Here is an 18,131-nt window from a genome sequence, read left to right on the forward strand (position 1 = left end):
TTATAATTATTCACTCCAGACCAACACTCCAGCGGGTTTCAGTACTTTTTCCCCCACCAGGATCCTGGCTGTTTCACTTATATTCATAGCATAGCTATCCGAAGAATAGTTTACTGCCACATAAAACCCATCCCGCCAGTAAACATATATTCCTGGCGGATAATTTTCAATGGTAACACCTGCTCCGGTATAAATCTTTTTCAGTATGTCCGCTTCCAGTTTAGCATCATCTGTATCCACACCGATATAGGTAACAGTGCCTTTACCAACCTTATGTTTCGTTACCGCTACTTCTCCTTTATAAAACTGGTTATCAAATACAGCAAGGGTTTCCGTGTTTTTATCAGGCATCAGTAAATCGGCCCAGTTGTTCCAGCTGTAATGGGTCGATCCCATAAGGATATCTCCCTTGGCGTTACCTGGAAGCATATCGGTTGCTTTCACCTGCGCGCCTATCAGTCCGGATATGGGAGCGGCCCATTCAGCTTCCCAGAAGTGTCCCATACGATCTTTGGTTGCGGTACGGCAGGTAATAATCAGGTGCCCGCCATTAGCTGCATATTCACGCCATTTTTTAACTACACCACTATCCACCATTTCGTATGCCGGGATAATCACAAATTTGTATTTCGACAAATCAGCTGTTTCCGGGATCAGATCCACAGGGGCGCCAAATGATTTTGCTATTTCCAGGAATTTAATCGGGTAATTCCAGGTATTCCATTGTGAAGTCTGCTTTTGCCGGTCAATAGTCCAGTAATTTTCCAGGTTCCATATAATTGCTGTTGACCGCGCATTTAATCTTTCAGGCATAGTAACACCAGGTTTGTATTGTTTCCTGAGTGCTGCTATTTCCTTCATAAATTGCATATAGTCTTCACCACCTTGTGAAGGTGTTGTCCCATCTGTCTTTATGACGCCGGCATGGTATTGTTCTGCACTGTAATTGATCTGCCGGAACCGGTAAGAACAGGCCAGCTTTCCGCCCGCTGCAAAGGTGTGGTATAGCCACATACGCACAGTACCCAGTAATAGCAAGGGATTATAAGTGCCCCAGTTTACCGGACCGGGTTGAATTTCCATCACGCCGGAGACTCCTCCAACTGATTTATAATATTCAGCGGCAAACAGAATGACGCTGCTATTCCCCAACCGGAATCCAAGATCTCCGATGTTGTCGCTACCTCCATTAGGGTACGCTGTATAAGTTGCAAAATCAAGTTTTTTTGTCCGCCGGGAATCAGCGCCTGTGGAAACAGCTGTGTAATTCGTCGTGACAAACTGGTCCTTCGAAATGGAACTGCGTAATACTGTTGCCTGAAAATCGAGAAATTCTGCCTGGGCATCTGCTGCGTATCTTTTAAAGTCGAGCAATGCATGAGGATTATTTCCCCACCATCCCACCAGGGTAGTATTGGGTATAATGATCTGATCGAAATCATTATACCACTGACTCCAGAAGGCAGCTCCCCAAGCTTCATTTAAAGCAGCAATTGTTTTGTATTTGTTCTTTAACCACTGCCTGAATGCATCCTGTGAAGAAGGGCTGTAATCCGGCTTGGCATCCGGCTCGTTATCGAGTTGCCAGCCAATCACATTCCTGTTCTGCCCATAACGCCTGGCCATCTCTGTTACAATTTTTTCTACGAAGCCACGATAGGTTGGATTTACAATGGACCCTAATCCTCGCGTGCCATGTTCTCCACGAATATAATGCCCGTCCATAACAAAAGTTTCCGTATAATTAGTCCTCATCCAGGCCGGTGTGGTTGCGGAAGGAGTACACATCAACACCTTCAAATTGTATTTAGTGCAAAGGCTTATCACCTTGTCGAGCCAGGTAAATTCAAATTTACCTGGCTCGGGTTCCATTTTAAACCAGGCAAATTCAGCCAGGTGAACAAACTCATAGCCCATACTGGCAATTTTTTTAATATCACGTTCCCATTGGTTTTCGTTCCAATGCTCGGGATAATAATAGATGCCGGTCGTAGCGAGATCCTTCTCAGGAAAAAAGCGATTGCCCACCTGCGCGGTTGCATTCAATCCTGAGATTAAAATTGTTATTAAAATAAGTATTGAGCGTTTATTCATCGGAAGATCTACTTTTTCTTTATTTAGCACCTGCAGCAAGGGCATCGATTGTTCGTTTATCAAGTACCGTGTTATTTCGTCTGTCCAAAGCACCACCCGTATCCCAGAAGAAGGGCTTTATACCATTGGCGATTGCCTGTTTGGTTACATAAGTTAACCAATAATCCACAGCATCGTTGTGGGTGTTCAAATCTTTAGGAATGTACTTACTATTTCCACGTCGGTAGGCGCCGTATTCACCCATAATGACAGGAATTTGTTTATCGACGAATTTGGTTTTCATCTTGCCAAAGGCGTTGTTTACATCACCTTCTTCTCCCCAGGTGGCATTTCGATCCGGTTCAATCGTGGAATGATGTCCTGAGCCCCAATAATAAAACATTTTACCCCAGGATGCATCGCCATCCATTAAACAGAACTGAAACGGGGAGTAATAATGTACTTCAACCATCATGCGATCTTTCACCTTATCTGTCGGGAGACTGTTCATCAGATTACTGGTTTTGTCAATATCCGTTGACGGCCCCTGAACCACAAGCACCCTATAGCTGTTACGTCCACCGGTGGATCGAACTGCATTGACAAAGGTTTGATGATAGCTGGTGAGTATTTCCATCTGCTCAGCATTTTCAGCGGGAGGTTCATTAGCGCTTGCAAACATCAGGTGCTCATCAAAATCACGCATGGTGGTAGCAATTTGTTCCCAGAATGCTTTTTGTTTGGCATTGACTGAATCTTGCTTTGCCTTGTTAATATTTTGATCCAGCCAGCCGCCATCCCAGTGAATATTGAGTAAAACATACATGTCGTTATTGACACAATATTGAACCACCTGTTTTACCCGGTTGAGCCAGGCATCCTTTATCTTAGCGGTAGTTTTATCGGAATTCTGGTCCCAGGAACATGGCAGACGGATGGCATTAAATCCCTGCTGTTTTACAGCTTGTATATGGCTTTCACTAATCAAAGGATTGCCCCAGGCGGTTTCTCCACCAATAGCTTCCAGGGTGTTGCCAATGTTCCATCCCAGTTTAAATTTAGCCGCCAACTGCACGGCGGTGCTTCCCATGCCGGTTGGGTCGGCCGGGGCAGGGGATATATTATAACCCGGATATAAGCCACTGGATTGTGTTATAGTAACCCTGCGCACCTGGCTGTTGCCTGCATTAATCTCCAACACAACTGATCGGGCTGCGCCTGTGGTATTGGGTACGGTGGTTAACCGGATAGAAGCCTTGCTGCTATTACCTGTTGACTGACTTAACTGCAACCACGAAGAAGCTGGATTATTAATATTCCATGCTACGTTACTGGTGATAGTTAGATCAGCGGCGCCACCATCTGCCTCAAAAGCAATTTCAGACAAAGAAACCGACAATTCTGGCGCAACCGCGCCCTCTTTACTACAGTATGCAAACATTACGGCGGAAATGATAAATCCGATAAGTCTATACCAACTTCTGGTTTTCATGTTCATTGTATTTGATTAATAATATTGACACTATTTAATCTTCACCACCCTGATATTATCCATAGCGACTTGCAAACCGGAGACCGAAGGAGGGCAGAAAAAGTTCCTGGTCTGGATATTTACAACTCCTTTGCCCGAGCTACCCCAGCAAACTGGTCAGGCGGCTTGCGACTGCCGCGCCTTTACCGCCATTGGTCCTGAACATTGATAATGGAATGGTCACTGTAGCCACCCCTTGGTGGTAATGGGGGAAATAGTGGCGTTAGCCTCTTGCCACGGCTCATAGTGGGCCAGGTAGTCAAATGCATAACCCTTTATTATATAAATGGAGGTACCAGTCCAGGCGTCAGGAACATTGATCTCAAAGGCGTATTGATCGCCAATAAGTCACTTAATAACGCAGGAGCCAGCAGGCTAAACAGCAGTAATTGGAATTTCATACACGTGGATTAGAATGCTGTAAAGCTATCACCACAGTGTCTGAAATTTGGCAGCCGATTGTTTCAAATTGGGGGGTAAAATGTTACAAACAACTGATCTTCAGGGGTAATTTACCGGAAAGAAAAAGGCATTAGCTACCCTTATTTCTAATATTTGCGAGGTATTGTGAAGGCGTGATCTTAAACTCCTCCTTGAAAAATTTGGTAAAAATCTTGGGGTCATTGAATCCTACCTGATATGCAATTTCGGAAACAGACATCCCACTTTTATCTAATAACTGGGCCGCCCTTTTCAAACGGATCGAACGGATAAAGTCTAAGGGCGATCTGCCAGTAAGCGAAACTATCTTTCTATATAAGGTAACCCGGCTCATGCACATTTCACGGCTAAGGTCTTCCACCGAAAAATCGGGGTTATCGATTTGCTTTTCGACAATTTCCAAAGCCTGTTTCAGGAACTTTTCGTCCACGGGAGTTATGGTCACCTCTCCTGGATTGACCTCAACTTGCGCCTGGAACCTTTTTTGCAACAGCTTTTGCTGTGCCAGCAGATTGCTGATGCGCGACGCCAGGATTTCGAAAGTAAAGGGTTTCGTAATGTAGTCGTTCACGCCCGCCTTCAAACCCTCCAGTTGTTTTTCTTCACTTCCCATAGCTGTAAGCAAAATGACAGGAATATGGGCAGTCATCGTCTCGGTTTTTATTTTCTTCGCCAGTTCAACCCCGTCCATCAAAGGCATCATAATGTCGCTTACCACAAGGTCAGGATTTATTAATTTTATTTTCTCCCAGCCCTCCTTTCCGTTAGTGGCCTCTTCGATATGATATTGCTCTTTCAGGTTGTCCTTCAAATAAAAGCGCACGTCTTCGTTGTCTTCTACAATTATTATCGTTTTCTTTCTGCCGCTTTTTTTACCCTCTTCAGATATTATTTGTGCTGCATTTTCTGTCGATATGAGGTTGGCTACAGCCCGGGCCGAAGATTCATAAATTTTCTTTGCCGGAAGTAACACGGTAAAACATGTACCTTTCCCGGGTTCGCTTTTTACAGTTATGATCCCATTATGCAATTTTACAAACTCTTTTGTGATGGCCAGGCCAATACCAGTTCCCTGATTCACCATACTTTCCGGCACCTCCGTTTGAAAAAACCGTTCGAATATCCTCTCATGCTGATCGATTGGTATTCCGATACCAGTATCTTTAACTTCAATTGCAAGCGTTCCATCTCCCTCATTATTTACGGGCGGATGATATGTGAGATTAATGCTCACCGTGCCGTTATCGTGGGTGAATTTAAAAGCATTTGAAAGCAGGTTGAATAAAATCTTTTCAATCTTATCTTTGTCAAAATAAATTTCCAGGCTGTCAACGCCGGAGGAGAATGAAAACCGGATCTTTTTCTTTTCCGCAATATCTATAAATGACTGGCTGATATCTGCGCAGAATCTTACAATGTCGCCTATTGAAGGGTGCAATTTCACTTCCTGCACCTCTATCTTTCTGAAATCGAGTAGCTGATTTACCAGGTTCAGCAAGCGTTTTGCATTCCGTTGTACGAGACTTAATTGTTTTTTCTGCTCGTTATCATCGGTTTGCTTAATAATCCTGTCTAATGGAGCAATGATCAGGCTTAACGGTGTACGGAATTCATGACTGACATTAGTAAAGAACTTTGTTTTTAACTGGTCCATTGCATGCGCCCTTTGAGCCTCCCTGCGCTGTTGCTGCACCTCAAAGCGCATGTGGATCCTGTCTAAAGTAATACGACGGGCAAGCAAAAACAATACTGCAGCGATCAATATATAAATTATATATGCAAGGGGCGATCTCCAGAATGGCGGTTCAATATTAATCTGCAAAGTTTTAACGCTGCTCCAAGATCCGTCCCTGCCTAAAACTTTTACTTTAAAAACATAATGACCTGGATTAAGATTTGTGTAAGTAGCCCTTCGTTGAGTGCCATCGGTATAAAACCAATCAGCATTAAACCCTTCCATCATGTATGCGTACTTATCGCGGGTATCGCGGCCAAAATCGAGTGAAGCAAATTCAATTGAGAAAACATTCTCTTTATACTTCAGGTCAATATGTTGCAATTTTGATAGAGATTGTGGCAGAAGTATCCTGTTATTGATCAGCCCACCTGGTTCAACATTCTTATTTAAAATCTGTAAACCAGTGAAAACAATCCTGGTATGATAAGCATGCCTCTTAACCTCGTCCGGATCAATAATATTAAAGCCGAAAGGACCGCCGAAAATCAATTCGCCTGCCCGTGTTTTGAGTGCTGCATTATCATTAAATTCGCGGTTTTGCAGATTATTCGTCTCATCATAATTAATGATAGAGAAAGTAAGGCCATTATTATTTTGCTTTGGAATAACATTACATAGCCCATTAGGTGTTGAAAGCCAGATTGTTTGATGATTGTCTTCAAGAATATTCAATATCATATTATCGGGCAAGCCATCTGAGGTAGTGAGTATTTGAAATTCTTTTGTTTGTTCATCAAACAAATTCAAGCCTTCCGGGGTTCCCAGCCAAATCCGGCCCTTGCTATCTTCCAAAAGACAGGAAACATTGTTGTTGCTTAAATTGCTATTCTCATTTGTATACCGATAAAAAACCGGGGTATTTCCATTCTTTTCAAAAACGGTAACACCGGCATCTGTTCCAATCCATAAATTGCCTTTTCTGTCCTGCAGGATGGCAAAAATATAATTGGAAAGCTGAGAATCGGTCCTATCTCTGAAATGATCAAACTTGTTTGTTTCTCTGTTAAAACGATCCAAACCACCGCCCAAAGTACCTACCCATAAATGATGCTCTCTGTCTTCAAATATTTCCCAGACCCGGTCATCTGACAAACCTGAAGTATCAAGATCATCATGCCTGTAGTGTGAAAACTTCTTTCCATCGAAACTATTGAGCCCTCCCAGGTAAGTTCCAATCCAAAGTACGTCTTTATGATCGATCCACAAGCTTACGACTACATTAGCACTAAGGCTATTGCTATTGTTCGGATCGTGCAGATACTGTTTGAATGTACTATTTTTTCTATCAAAATAAATTAATCCTCCGCCGTTGGTGCCAATCCAGATATTACCCTGTCTGTCTTCAATAAAACGGTTTACGTCATCGTATTGAAGGCTCTTCGCATTTAATTCCTGGTGATGATAATACGGAAATTGGACTATGTTGCTGTTCAAATAATTTACACCCTGCTTGTAAGTTCCTAACCAAATAATTCCATCATCATCTTTATAAATTGTAGTGATACTGTTTTGGCTGAGGCTTTTGGGGTCTTTTGGATCATTCAGCAGGTAACTCGTCCGGAAATTGTTCCTTTTATCTATCAGTGTGACTCCACCATGGTCCGATCCAACCCAGATCAGACCTTTATTATCCTGAACAATCTGACTTACTACGTCCGATTTCAACCTTGATGGGAAGTAACTACTATTAAACTGTTTGAGCGTGTTATCCTGCGGATGAAAAAGAAAAACGCCATAGGTGTAACACCAAAGCCAGACATCTCCATCACTGTCTACAAAAAGATCATTAGGATTACTTCCCTTATTCTGTTTCTGTAAAGCGGTGCTGGAGAATATGACTTTACCCAATGCTATATCATATTTCTGCAGGAATCCATTTTGATATACCAGCCATAACTTTCCGTCTTTTGTTTCTCCAACGGAAGTGATCTTCTCAGAAGGATGTTGGCTGCCCTGTTGCCTGAATGGCTTTGCACTTTTGTCAGTAACTGAATACAGGTATAGATCCTTATCGTTGTATAGAAACCAGTATCTGCCATTGTTTCCCTTCACAATATTCTCAATCATACCTGCAGGTAAACCCAGGCGATGCAAATAGTTAAAATAGTCTGCATCAAATCCTTCTGTATCCGGATTATAAATACAAGGTCCGCTCTTTGTTGACACCCACATCTTTCTATCAGGGAGTTCATAAAGTGCCAGGACATTATTATCCTTTAGCGAAGAGCTGTCATTGTGATTCTTACGAAATATCCTACATGAATACCGATCATACCGGTTGAGTCCAGACATTGTACCAAACCATAAAAAACCATCAGGATCTTTCAACACTGCATTCACCTGGTTGTGTGAAAGACCGGTATGTATATCGAGCTTGAAGAAATTATAGTACTCGCTTTGGGCCAAGGCAGCAAGCGATTGCAACAGTAAAGTAATCCAAATAAGAAAACGCATCACAACGTGTTTAACTTAGGGAAGATTTCAGCACCTCTTCCAATAGTGAAATCAGCCCGTTCTTTCGTGGCCTTATGTAATTTTTCATTGTACTCACTGTTTCAACAATCTATCTGATGGATTAAATGTACAGTTGTAATAAATCCCTAAATATATAAGATAACAAGTTAGGGCATTTCAATCCAATATTAAATTAATATACAACAAATTCCTGGCAACGTACGCACACGGAAGCTACACTTTATACGCAGCATACATTGGGGCTAAGGAATCCAAACTTGATCGCAGATTTTGATTTATACAGACAGGAAGTGACTATAAATGAAAAAGGCGCTCTTTCGAACGCCTTTCGTGACCCCAGGTATTGGAAGCTCGGATCAGATTATTACGGATTTAACTGAGATTTTGACTTTTGCACATAAATAGAGCAAAATAATATGTTAAACGTTAGAGGTTAAGCTTTAGTTGTCGGAAATCGGGGCGCATTGCTGATGCCGGCATATTCAGTATATTTGAGTTGAATCCCAACTCTATGAAGACATCAAAAATGTTCCCCGCTATTTTTTTAATTGTTTTTTTGTCTTGTAATCTTTCCGCTCCTAAAACAACAAATAAAGCCGAAAATGCTAAGAAGGAGGCTTTTTCGGCAGATACTGCTTTAAAATCTAAGCCTCAACCCGCAACTGTGATTTCTGATACTGTTAAAAGATTTGTTGTGGACGACTATCCTATAACTAATGTGATGCTTGATGACAAAACAAGTGGTAATCCCACACGTAAGATACAAAGCGGCTCGATCTATTCAGACGAAAAGGTTTGGTTTACTAACGATACGTTAAATCAGACAATTGTTTTTGAGCTTTATACTGACCATTATCGAGGGATTACCTATCATTTTTACAACAATGATGTTACAGCTGACTTGATTGACAGAATAGAATTATATGAAAACGGAGAGCCTGCGACAATTAAACAGAAGTTAAAGAACTTTAATGGCTTTTTAAGTCAAGCGACAAGAATTGATTCGCGTTATTTTGCGACTAACAAAGGATTTAGACTAGGCGATACCAAACAAAAAGCAACGAAAACCTATGGCAATCCACACAAAAAATCAATGCATAATGGAGTTGAAAAACTGGAATGGGATTTCGTTAACATACCACTTGTACATAGCTTCGGACATCACATTGTAATGTATTTTAAGAAAGGTAGACTTATTAGACTAATCCTATATAATGACGTACCCTAATCAAAGTAGTATGGAAGCATTTATATTGCTAAATTACGTAATAACTCCCTGTCACCGAATCATACGAAATGAAATCTGTAGTTAAGACATTAGTGCCTTATTTTTCATGCTTGATCACAATTTTGCTCCTGATATTATCGCAAAAACAAGTCAATAAAGGCCAACCCAGGGGAAGGTCTTTATTAGGCTAGGAAGATATGCGCGAAACATGTCTTTGAGCCACGATGGATTAATATTGTGAAGTCTACAGGCTCCTAGCAAGCTATATAACATCGCAGACTTTCTCGCAGCTTCGTGAGATCCGGAGAACAGGTAGTTTTTACGACTATAGAATCAAACACATAAGATCAACTGCTAGCCTCGTCCGGGCCAAAACCGCAAACGCATAGCGCTTGCGGTTTTTTATTTTAAGCAGCCTGCCCTTTTTATTGCCGGTCTCATTCTGATGTTAAATGACAATAAAAACTGTTGACAGGCATCAGAAGTTCGACTACAAAATGCTTTTTAATTAGCAGGAGAAGATCCAAAGCCCCATTTAACAGAGATATTATGCTTTTGTGCATAAGATTTGCCAAGCATCATGAGCTTGTTAAATAATTCTTCAAATCTGGTATTGTATTTATCATGAATAGCCTGTCCCTTCACTTGTATCTGCTCTTGAGGAGCACCTTCATCATACATCTTTGCAAGTTCACGGTATTCGTTTTTATAGATAGCCAGCACATATTCATGTAAAGACGTCGAAGTTTCAATCATTTCTTTTGTTTCCGCCGTCTCTGTCAGCTTACTCAGTTTTTTAAGATTGTCTTCTATGAATAATATTTTCAGATCAATAGTCTCCTTTCTGGTCATAGGCACGACATCACTTTTGCTGCCTTCCTTGAGCTTTACAGAAGGAGATTCCAGTTCTTGCATCAGGCCATCACCCGAAATGCCGGTGATCGTATTACAGTTTAATACGGCTACGTCAAAATACTTTTCAGGGTTTGTCAGATTACAGGATGTAAGTATCTGGCAGGTAAGAAGCGCCAGCATAAAAACCTTTTTAACAGACATAGATATACTATTTTGTTTGACAATAAAGATAACGCATGTCCGCCAATCCTAATAGTTTGACGTTATTTATTCAGCCATAGCCCCCCTCAGGGCGGATGCCTGTTGTTAGTGAGTATTTGGGTATTTACTTTTGTTGTAGTATCCAGTTGTGCAGTGACAGGCTGATTGATGGCCAGGCAAATCTATGTGATGTCATCATTGCTAACAATATGTATTTGCTCGGAGGGATACAGACTTGCAAGTCCCAATATAGATATTTCATACCTTGGTAAAAGCTGATTAATCTGTATAAAGTAAGGGAAAGAAATCGGGGTTATAAAAAAGGAACTCGACTAAACGCTCGACTAAAAAAGAAAAACCCGCGATTATCGCAGGTTTTATCTATTTGGTGTGATCCCATTGGTACAAAGTTCGAACTCCTTACTTACAGATTTAAGAAAACTATTATCTATAAAGTAATACTATTAAATGATATGTTGTACTGTGCCGTTTCCTGTCGTTTTTTGCGGTTGCCACATATTTTCTATTGCCATAACTTTTGTTTTACAAGCAACCACCCGAAGACGGTTGCCTATGGTGTTGACGAACCTCGGAAAAAGGATTGCTTTATATTCTGACACTGCCGAAGTTAATGTTGAAACCACAATTCCACACGACTGGTCTTTAAATCTGAGGCATTTTTGTTTCCGTGATCGCGAGTGCTAAAATTGAGACTTACTCTTTACTGAGGATGGTAAAATTATCTTTTGTGAAAAAAAATGTTGTCTTAATGTAGTAAAGAAAAACTTTTGTATATTGCTTTTGAAATCCAGTTAATCCGTTATAAATCCCTGATGATGAGACCCGATACCGGCAAAATTGCCACTATGTTGCCTCCTTTTCTGCGCAACGTTTTCCATTAATAATAATTTACTTGGTAGGACAGCTGTAAGCTGTGATATACTGTGCCCTCATACGGTATTCTATTGGCCATGCAGCTGAATATAATCCCTATTTCCAGATTATTCCGTAACCCAAATAAGCAACCAAAACCCAATTTCATGAAAAAGAAAACGTACTTGAAAATATTTGTTCCTGTATTAATCAGTAGCATGCTTACACTATCCTGTAAAAAAGAACTATTACCTGAAGAAGGAAAAGTAAGCACAGCTGAAAACCATCAGGCAGTAGCATCAGCTCAGACATTGACTACTGTTGCTATTACCGGCGATCCTGTAATAATCACGCGTAATCAGAATACGGTGGATGTATTTGCCCGGGGTAGCAATAATAATCTGTTGCACAAGGCATATTTTGAAGGTAGCGGCTGGACGGACTGGGAAGACCTTGGCGGTTATATCACCTCAAATCCGTACGCAGTATTCAGAGGTGTAGACGGAGAGTATATCAATGTATTTGCAAAGGGAGCCAATAACAATTTGGTGCATACCTGGTACACAGACACACAAGGCTGGGGAGGCTGGGATGATCTGGGAGGATACATTACTTCTGCGCCGCAGGCAGTAGTAAGAGGTGTAAATGGAGAGTATATCAATGTGTTTGCAAAAGGAGCCAATAATAATTTGGTACATAAGTGGTATACAAATGCACAAGGCTGGGGAGGCTGGGATGACCTTGGAGGTACCATTACTTCAGAGCCATACGCAGTAGTTAGAGGTGTTAATGGAGAATATATCAATGTATTTGCAAGGGGAGCCAGTGGTAACCTGGTACACCAATGGTATACCGAATCATATGGATGGAGTGTTTACTGGGATGATCTTGGAGGTAATATTACCAGTGCACCCTGTGCAGTAGTAAGAGGTGTAAATGGAGAGTATATCAATGTGTTTGCAAAGGGAACCAATAATAACCTGGTACACAAATGGTTCACGGAAGCTCAGCGCTGGGGAAACTGGGATGACCTTGGAGGCAGTATCACCTCAAGGCCCAATGTTACGGTAAGGGGTGCTACTGGCTATAGTATCAATGTTGTGGCAAGAGGTGTCGGCAATAACTTAGTACATAAGTGGTTTACGGATACACAAGGCTGGGGAGGCTGGGATGATCTGGGAGGATACATTACTTCTGCTCCGTATATTGCAACGAGAGGTGCGGAAGGTCTTAATGTAGTTGCTGTAGGTACCTCAAGCAATCTTGTGCATAAATGGTATTATATTAATAGTTGGGGCAACTGGGATATCTTCTAATTCTCATCAGTGATAACGAAACCCTGCCGCTTTTCTGATAAAAAGTGACAGGGTTTTATAATTGTGGATGCATCGTCTCTGGTTTAAAAGACAATACTCAACGCTGATATGTGGCTCATAGATATGGTAGCCGCTAACATTGCATTGACGTTATCTGGCCTGCAATAGTCAATATTGCATCTGACAGTACAAGGGATTCTTGTATGATTATGTAGTAACTAGTGATGAGTTCAAACAAGGAAAAGCCGGAGTTGCTGGCCGACTGCAATTCAAACGTCCCAACATGACTCGAACTCTTTAAAGCTTGATAATTAATACCGTATACAACTTTCCTAAAAAAGCAAACGCTCCAAGTCCTTGAACTTGAAGCGCTTCATTTTTCTGTGACCCCAGGTATCGGAAACTCGAACCATATTATTGATGAATTAGCATCCTCAATTAGAATTTTTCCTCGTTGAGCTAAAATAATATAACAAAAGTTCGAGGACTATGCTTGGGGTCATACAATTAAGTCCTATCAACTGTCTGATCGAGTCCTGACTATTGCAGAAAACGTAGTTTTATATACTTACGTTATTTCGTACTCGGAGGCTTCTTACTAACTAAGCTTAACTACAACTTTAATCTTTTACCATTAGCTGGGCTTGAATTTTGTACTTCATGTTTTCAAGAACAATGCCATCCTCTATTGGTTGGAAAATAACGTATGAAATGTTGTCTTCACCAATGAATTCATCTGTTAGCAAAATACCTCTTGCAAATTTATCCGTCTCTACATTAGGGAAAACAACTTTTACTCGATCTCCGGCTTTTAATAAACCATCTGGATTCAATTTTCCTTGCGATCTGTTCCCTAAATCTTGCAAAGATTCGATATCACTGATATAAGTACCTTGAAGTAATTCCTTATTTTCATCAAAGTATGGATCGATGATAGGTTGCATGCCGTTCGCAAAAAAGTCTATTAAGTACAAATCAAGCTCTTTATCATCTTCTATTATCTTAAACATAAATTTTTCAGTACCAAAACCAGCTTGATTCCAGTTCGCGTATAATTCTTCCATTTTAGTAGGATCAGATATCAAGGGGATACAATTGCTGAAGTTAATTATCTCATGTTGCTGATTTAATAGAAGACCAAGCGGTGCATAGTCATTTTCAATATGCTCGTTTGCAGAGTCCAATTGATAGCTATAGCGGTCTTTTTCGCATTTTATAATTCGTAAAATCTTTTCAGACTCAGATTTTATACCTTCCAATCTTGATACGTGTGCTAAAACTTTATTCTCACTAGTTATTGCTAACGGATCATTCGCATCAATAGCCTCCTTTAATTCTAAGTTGAATGCGGCTACTTCTTCGTCAATCTCATTTTCATTAAACCGGTGAATTCGCTTACCTAATCTTAAATATCTTGAAGATCCATCCTCTAAAATCATATTGATACAATAATTCCCACTATTTAAATTGTGAGCGCGATTCCATACTAAAACCTGAACATCTTCGTCCTCAGATGCTTTTTTAGCGTTATTTAAGAAGGCTTGACCTTTCCTACGAAGATCTATCCATTTTTGATAATCAAAGTTCACCAATTGAGTATTAACCAAATTAGGAAAAGTACTCTTTCCAAGAATTCTGTCTGCGGGCCTGAGGCATTCAGCATGTACATTGCCTACGTTCTCGTTTACTTCATCCAATTCCACCAAATAACTATCGTTAGTGCTGATCATGTTTTGACAATGCAAACATCGCATGGGCGTGGGGTTGGCGTCTAATAAGTCTTGGATTACTTCCTGTTGACGAATTGCAGCCTCAGTTTCTTCAACCTCTTCTATTTCTTTTGAAGCATGTATTACATGTACTTCCCTATCTATATATAAATGCTGGTTACTATCCCAATATCTTGAAAAACCTTCCCATGTTGCAAAACGTTGGAGAAGCTTAAGAGAATAGTCTGGATTATCTTTCGCAGGCATCTTTACTTTGTTCTTTTCGAACGAAAGTTTCTTCTTGCCATTGTCATCAAACCTAAAACATTCAATTAAAAACAGGTGGGGAATATCATTGAACGAATCCACTAAAAAAATCTCTTTTCCAGCAGAGATAGTCGACCGACGTCTGTATATAGCTCGAATTTCTTTTGTAAGTGCATCTGTTCGCGGAAAACCATCTGTAGCTTCATAACTTGTCATTACCCATGGCGAATTCAATATCAACACTAACTCACCTCCTTCATGACCAATATTACTTATATATTCTCCTCTAGATTTTTGGGCAGAAAAGTGTGTTGTGAGGGCGCTAACGTATTTAATTATTTCTCCAGATGATGCATATTTATTAGTATTCCCATTCAAAAACTTCAATAAATATTTGGCGAATGGGCTACTTTGCCCAGTCGGTCCATCTGATACGGTTTCTTCGCCTCCTGAGGCTAACATCCATCTCGATACTTTACTGTCTAAAGACGTGTAATACTGTTCTATTACATTTCCTCTTGTTCTGGATAAAAAAGTGCCGGAGAAGCATGCATCGGCTATTAGGAAAATATGCTTAGACGGAATCTGTTCAATGAAATCTTTTATATCTGAGTTTGAAATATAATCAGATATATTTTTTCTTCCTTCATGTGGAACCCAATAGCCTTTATGACTTAAAGGATGCATAAATCCATGACCTGCAAAAAAAATTATAAGGTTATCCTCATCAGTTAACGTTGACAATGCATTAAAAAATGCAGCATAGATATTCTTCCTTGTTGCCTGCTCATTATACAAAGGCTCTTGAATAAGTTCGAATGAATATCTTGATGTTAAAACATCAACAAGTGCCTGGGTATCTCTTACAGCATTGGCTAAATTGTTCCAGTCTGCATACTCGTAATCGTCAATTCCTATAGCAAGTAAATAGTTATCTCTACTAATCATTTTACAATGATAGTAATAAACAAGTTAGACATAGCTACGAAAAATCTGAAATCGAGAAGAATGAGACTTAATGTCACGAACAACGAATGGTTATAAGCAAAATATTTCGACCTTGATGATGTTATAATGTCACGTGTTCTTTATCTACATCCTCAATATTATTGAGCTTCATCAAGTGAGTAAATAAACTTCTTTCTTTTAGAGCCTATTAAACTATATACTTAACAATCACATAACTTACCAATGCGATCCCTAAACGGCAATGGGACTCGAACCCGCTTAGATTTTGATAATGAATCAATTGCAGAAAATCATCCAAAAACAAAAACGCTTCAAGTTCAATAACTTGAAGCGTTTAATCTTCCGTGACCCCAGGTATGGGAAACTCGAACCAGATTGTTGATTATTTAACTGATACTTTCCTACTTTTAAATCAAATAGAGCAAAATAGTATGATAAAAGTTCGAGGGTAATTTTCGGTTTCCATAGATACCAGTAATGGTAGTTTACTAAATACTTCCTGCACAACATCTTCTGCTTCAAACTGATCTCATAATTTATTATAAGCATGTGCATACAACAAAGTGCTATAGCGTTCAAATATTTCAGTATACGCCAACTGGTCATTGTTCTGTTTGAACAAATGAACTAGTACTGTATCGTCATATTCGTTATAGCCCCCACGCAATGCTTAACTAAGCTTCTTTTAAATTAGATCTATAAATTGGATAGGCCGTAAAAGTATAAAAATTCACTTAAATTTTCAGATAGTAACCTTCTCGCGCCTGAATAGCGTTTGGAGGAAAAAGGACAGTCAGGGGTTGCAGGACAAATGTCTAGCCTATTATTAAAGATTTGCGATAAATTCAATAATTTACGTATGTATTAAATCTTCGAAACAGTTATCAGGGGATGTTGCCTGCGCTTGATAACTTTAATAAAACAATCACATCAGGCCATTAAATTGGTTTTCGGGAACATTTATGTATACGCCAGTAAACCTGTGAACTTCCGACTTTTTCATATTCTATAGCATTAAACGAGAAATAATGTCAGAACAATTGTACTTTTTTAAATTCAATAAGGAAATTGCAAGAACAAAACTATTTATTTTGATCAGTAAGGAAGATGATAGTTTTTCTTACAAACAATACCTCTTGGAAAATCAGGACAAATTCGAAGAGAATTTGCGGTACGATAATATAATAAGCAAGATTGGTGAAAATATTGAACTGCTATCAACCGAGCAACTCTGGAGCTTGTTCCATTGGTTTTCTGAAAGAACTGAAAAACTATATCCTAATATTGAATATTTCAGTAGCGATGGTAAAACGCATGAGGAAATGCGCAATTATGGTTTAGATTTATTCTATGAATTCGATACTACATCACAAGTAAGATATTTTTATGACTTATTACGAGATTACGACGGATTAACAGATGAGTGGCTTGGAAGCAGTTGCAGGCCGGATGAGTTAAATAGGGTTTTAAATTATATTATTTGCTATACTGGTGAATTGACGATTTTTCTGAACAAGTATTACTATAATCACCGTGAGAGTGATGATGAAAATTTAGAAATAGAACGACTAATTTACGATATCAATTCAAAGTCTAATGGCTACTTTCATAATTTGGCGTTATCAGAATTGGAAAAATCAATGGAGTATAATAATGAAACTATGCAATTAGTTGCTAAATTGAGGGAATTTCGTGCAGACAGCAATGATAAATCTTCTTATACGATACCTATGGAAGAGTATGAAATTGAAAAAAGAGTAAGTAGACTTATCAATATTGCATGTTTACTACACACAGCTACAAGCATGAAGGAAGAAATTGAGAATTATGATGGGAAGATAATAAAATTACATTCGTGTTAATATCCCCGCACAATTCAGGCATCGGGTGCTATACCAGGCTTTCTTCTCCAAATATGCCGGGTCCAAATCATTGGTCAAAGATAATCGACAATGTGTTATATACACCAGGGTATCAACAAAGGAACAAGCTGAGGGAATTTAAATGAAACTGGCAAGCTGTTAAGGAAAGCCTTCTTATGGAAGGCTAATGAGGGTATCAATACTATCGAAATCCTTAAAAGACTGCAAGGTCACGGCCTAAAACTTACTAAACAGGTTATCGGTAAAGCATTAGTAAATCCGTATGCACCCGAGATAGAGCGTCTTGCTAGTCTGGTTTAATCAAAATAGTATTGCGATTCTAAAAATGACATATGGAACGAAAAATTTTACGTCCAGGCAAACGCAGCACAGAAGAGATAAGATATTTGTTGGAGCAAAAAGAAAGCGAAAAATTATCTATTAAGGACTTCTGTAAAACACATGGTATCACGACATCAACCTATTATAACTGGCAAAAGCGAACAGTTGTGAAATCAGAAAACGTGACGACCAGCTTTATTTCCGGTGTAATTAAGACTCAACCGATTGAAGAGTGGCCATTTGTCGAAATT

At 39.7% G+C, this 18,131-nt stretch carries 10 protein-coding genes and 1 pseudogene; 4 read left to right on the top strand and 7 right to left on the bottom strand.

The genetic code is table 11. From position 1 onward, the window contains the following. Nucleotides 1-6: 6 nt before the first annotated feature. From F3I09_RS25075 to F3I09_RS34825, 5 genes and pseudogenes are all read right to left on the bottom strand, one after another. Nucleotides 7-2,046: a beta-galactosidase gene (locus tag F3I09_RS25075; RefSeq protein ID WP_223233382.1), complete on the bottom strand. Its 2,040-nt coding sequence runs from the start codon at nt 2,044-2,046 to the stop codon at nt 7-9. Between the two features lie 67 nt (nt 2,047-2,113). Further along, nucleotides 2,114-3,565 carry a cellulase family glycosylhydrolase gene (locus tag F3I09_RS25080; protein WP_149697801.1) on the bottom strand — a complete coding sequence of 484 codons (1,452 nt, stop codon included), beginning with the start codon at nt 3,563-3,565 and terminating at the stop codon, nt 2,114-2,116. Between the two features lie 317 nt (nt 3,566-3,882). Next, the gene (locus tag F3I09_RS34645; RefSeq protein WP_255479959.1) at nt 3,883-4,005 is read right to left on the bottom strand and encodes a hypothetical protein; all 123 of its coding nucleotides are present in this window, start codon (nt 4,003-4,005) and stop codon (nt 3,883-3,885) included. 131 nt (nt 4,006-4,136) lie between these two features. Then, the gene (locus F3I09_RS25085) at nt 4,137-7,448 is read right to left on the bottom strand and encodes a two-component regulator propeller domain-containing protein (RefSeq protein WP_255479960.1); all 3,312 of its coding nucleotides are present in this window, start codon (nt 7,446-7,448) and stop codon (nt 4,137-4,139) included. A gap of 630 nt (nt 7,449-8,078) precedes the next feature. Further along, nucleotides 8,079-8,237, bottom strand: a pseudogene (locus tag F3I09_RS34825) (two-component regulator propeller domain-containing protein); the annotation flags it as partial. Between the two features lie 532 nt (nt 8,238-8,769). Between F3I09_RS34825 and F3I09_RS25090 the strand changes: the two are divergent. Further along, entirely contained in the window at nt 8,770-9,486 is a 717-nt protein-coding gene (locus F3I09_RS25090) for a hypothetical protein (RefSeq protein ID WP_149697803.1), read from the top strand. A gap of 504 nt (nt 9,487-9,990) precedes the next feature. Here the strand turns inward: F3I09_RS25090 and F3I09_RS25095 are convergent. Continuing rightward, on the bottom strand, nt 9,991-10,542 hold the full coding sequence (locus F3I09_RS25095; RefSeq protein ID WP_149697804.1) for a hypothetical protein: 552 nt from the start codon (nt 10,540-10,542) through the stop codon (nt 9,991-9,993). Nucleotides 10,543-11,582: 1,040 nt separating this feature from the next. On the opposite strand from F3I09_RS25095, the gene F3I09_RS25100 reads away from it, so the two are divergent. Then, nucleotides 11,583-12,731 (top strand): hypothetical protein, encoded by a 1,149-nt coding sequence (locus tag F3I09_RS25100; RefSeq protein ID WP_188133952.1) that lies wholly within the window; start codon nt 11,583-11,585, stop codon nt 12,729-12,731. Between the two features lie 620 nt (nt 12,732-13,351). Here F3I09_RS25100 and F3I09_RS25105 read toward each other — a convergent pair. Then, on the bottom strand, nt 13,352-15,655 hold the full coding sequence (locus tag F3I09_RS25105; RefSeq protein WP_149697806.1) for a caspase family protein: 2,304 nt from the start codon (nt 15,653-15,655) through the stop codon (nt 13,352-13,354). 1,049 nt (nt 15,656-16,704) lie between these two features. Here F3I09_RS25105 and F3I09_RS25115 point away from each other — a divergent pair. Together F3I09_RS25115 and F3I09_RS25120 are read left to right on the top strand one after the other, a co-directional pair. After that, nucleotides 16,705-17,538: a hypothetical protein gene (locus F3I09_RS25115; protein WP_149697807.1), complete on the top strand. Its 834-nt coding sequence runs from the start codon at nt 16,705-16,707 to the stop codon at nt 17,536-17,538. A 353-nt stretch (nt 17,539-17,891) separates the two neighbouring features. After that, a partial coding sequence (locus tag F3I09_RS25120; protein ID WP_223233383.1) for a transposase occupies nt 17,892-18,131 on the top strand: 240 nt, incomplete at its 3' end.

Origin of the sequence: Chitinophaga sp. CF418 (assembly GCF_900142925.1) — a bacterium.
In the GTDB taxonomy this organism is placed as follows: Bacteria; Bacteroidota; Bacteroidia; order Chitinophagales; family Chitinophagaceae; genus Chitinophaga.

Coding starts and splice junctions, on each gene's coding strand:
- F3I09_RS25080 (WP_149697801.1), bottom strand. CDS start 3,565: ATGAAAACCAGAAGTTGGTATAGACTTATCGGATTTATCATTTCCGCC.
- F3I09_RS25115 (WP_149697807.1), top strand. CDS start 16,705: ATGTCAGAACAATTGTACTTTTTTAAATTCAATAAGGAAATTGCAAGA.
- F3I09_RS25100 (WP_188133952.1), top strand. CDS start 11,583: ATGAAAAAGAAAACGTACTTGAAAATATTTGTTCCTGTATTAATCAGT.
- F3I09_RS25095 (WP_149697804.1), bottom strand. CDS start 10,542: ATGTCTGTTAAAAAGGTTTTTATGCTGGCGCTTCTTACCTGCCAGATA.
- F3I09_RS25090 (WP_149697803.1), top strand. CDS start 8,770: ATGAAGACATCAAAAATGTTCCCCGCTATTTTTTTAATTGTTTTTTTG.
- F3I09_RS34645 (WP_255479959.1), bottom strand. CDS start 4,005: ATGAAATTCCAATTACTGCTGTTTAGCCTGCTGGCTCCTGCGTTATTA.
- F3I09_RS25105 (WP_149697806.1), bottom strand. CDS start 15,655: ATGATTAGTAGAGATAACTATTTACTTGCTATAGGAATTGACGATTAC.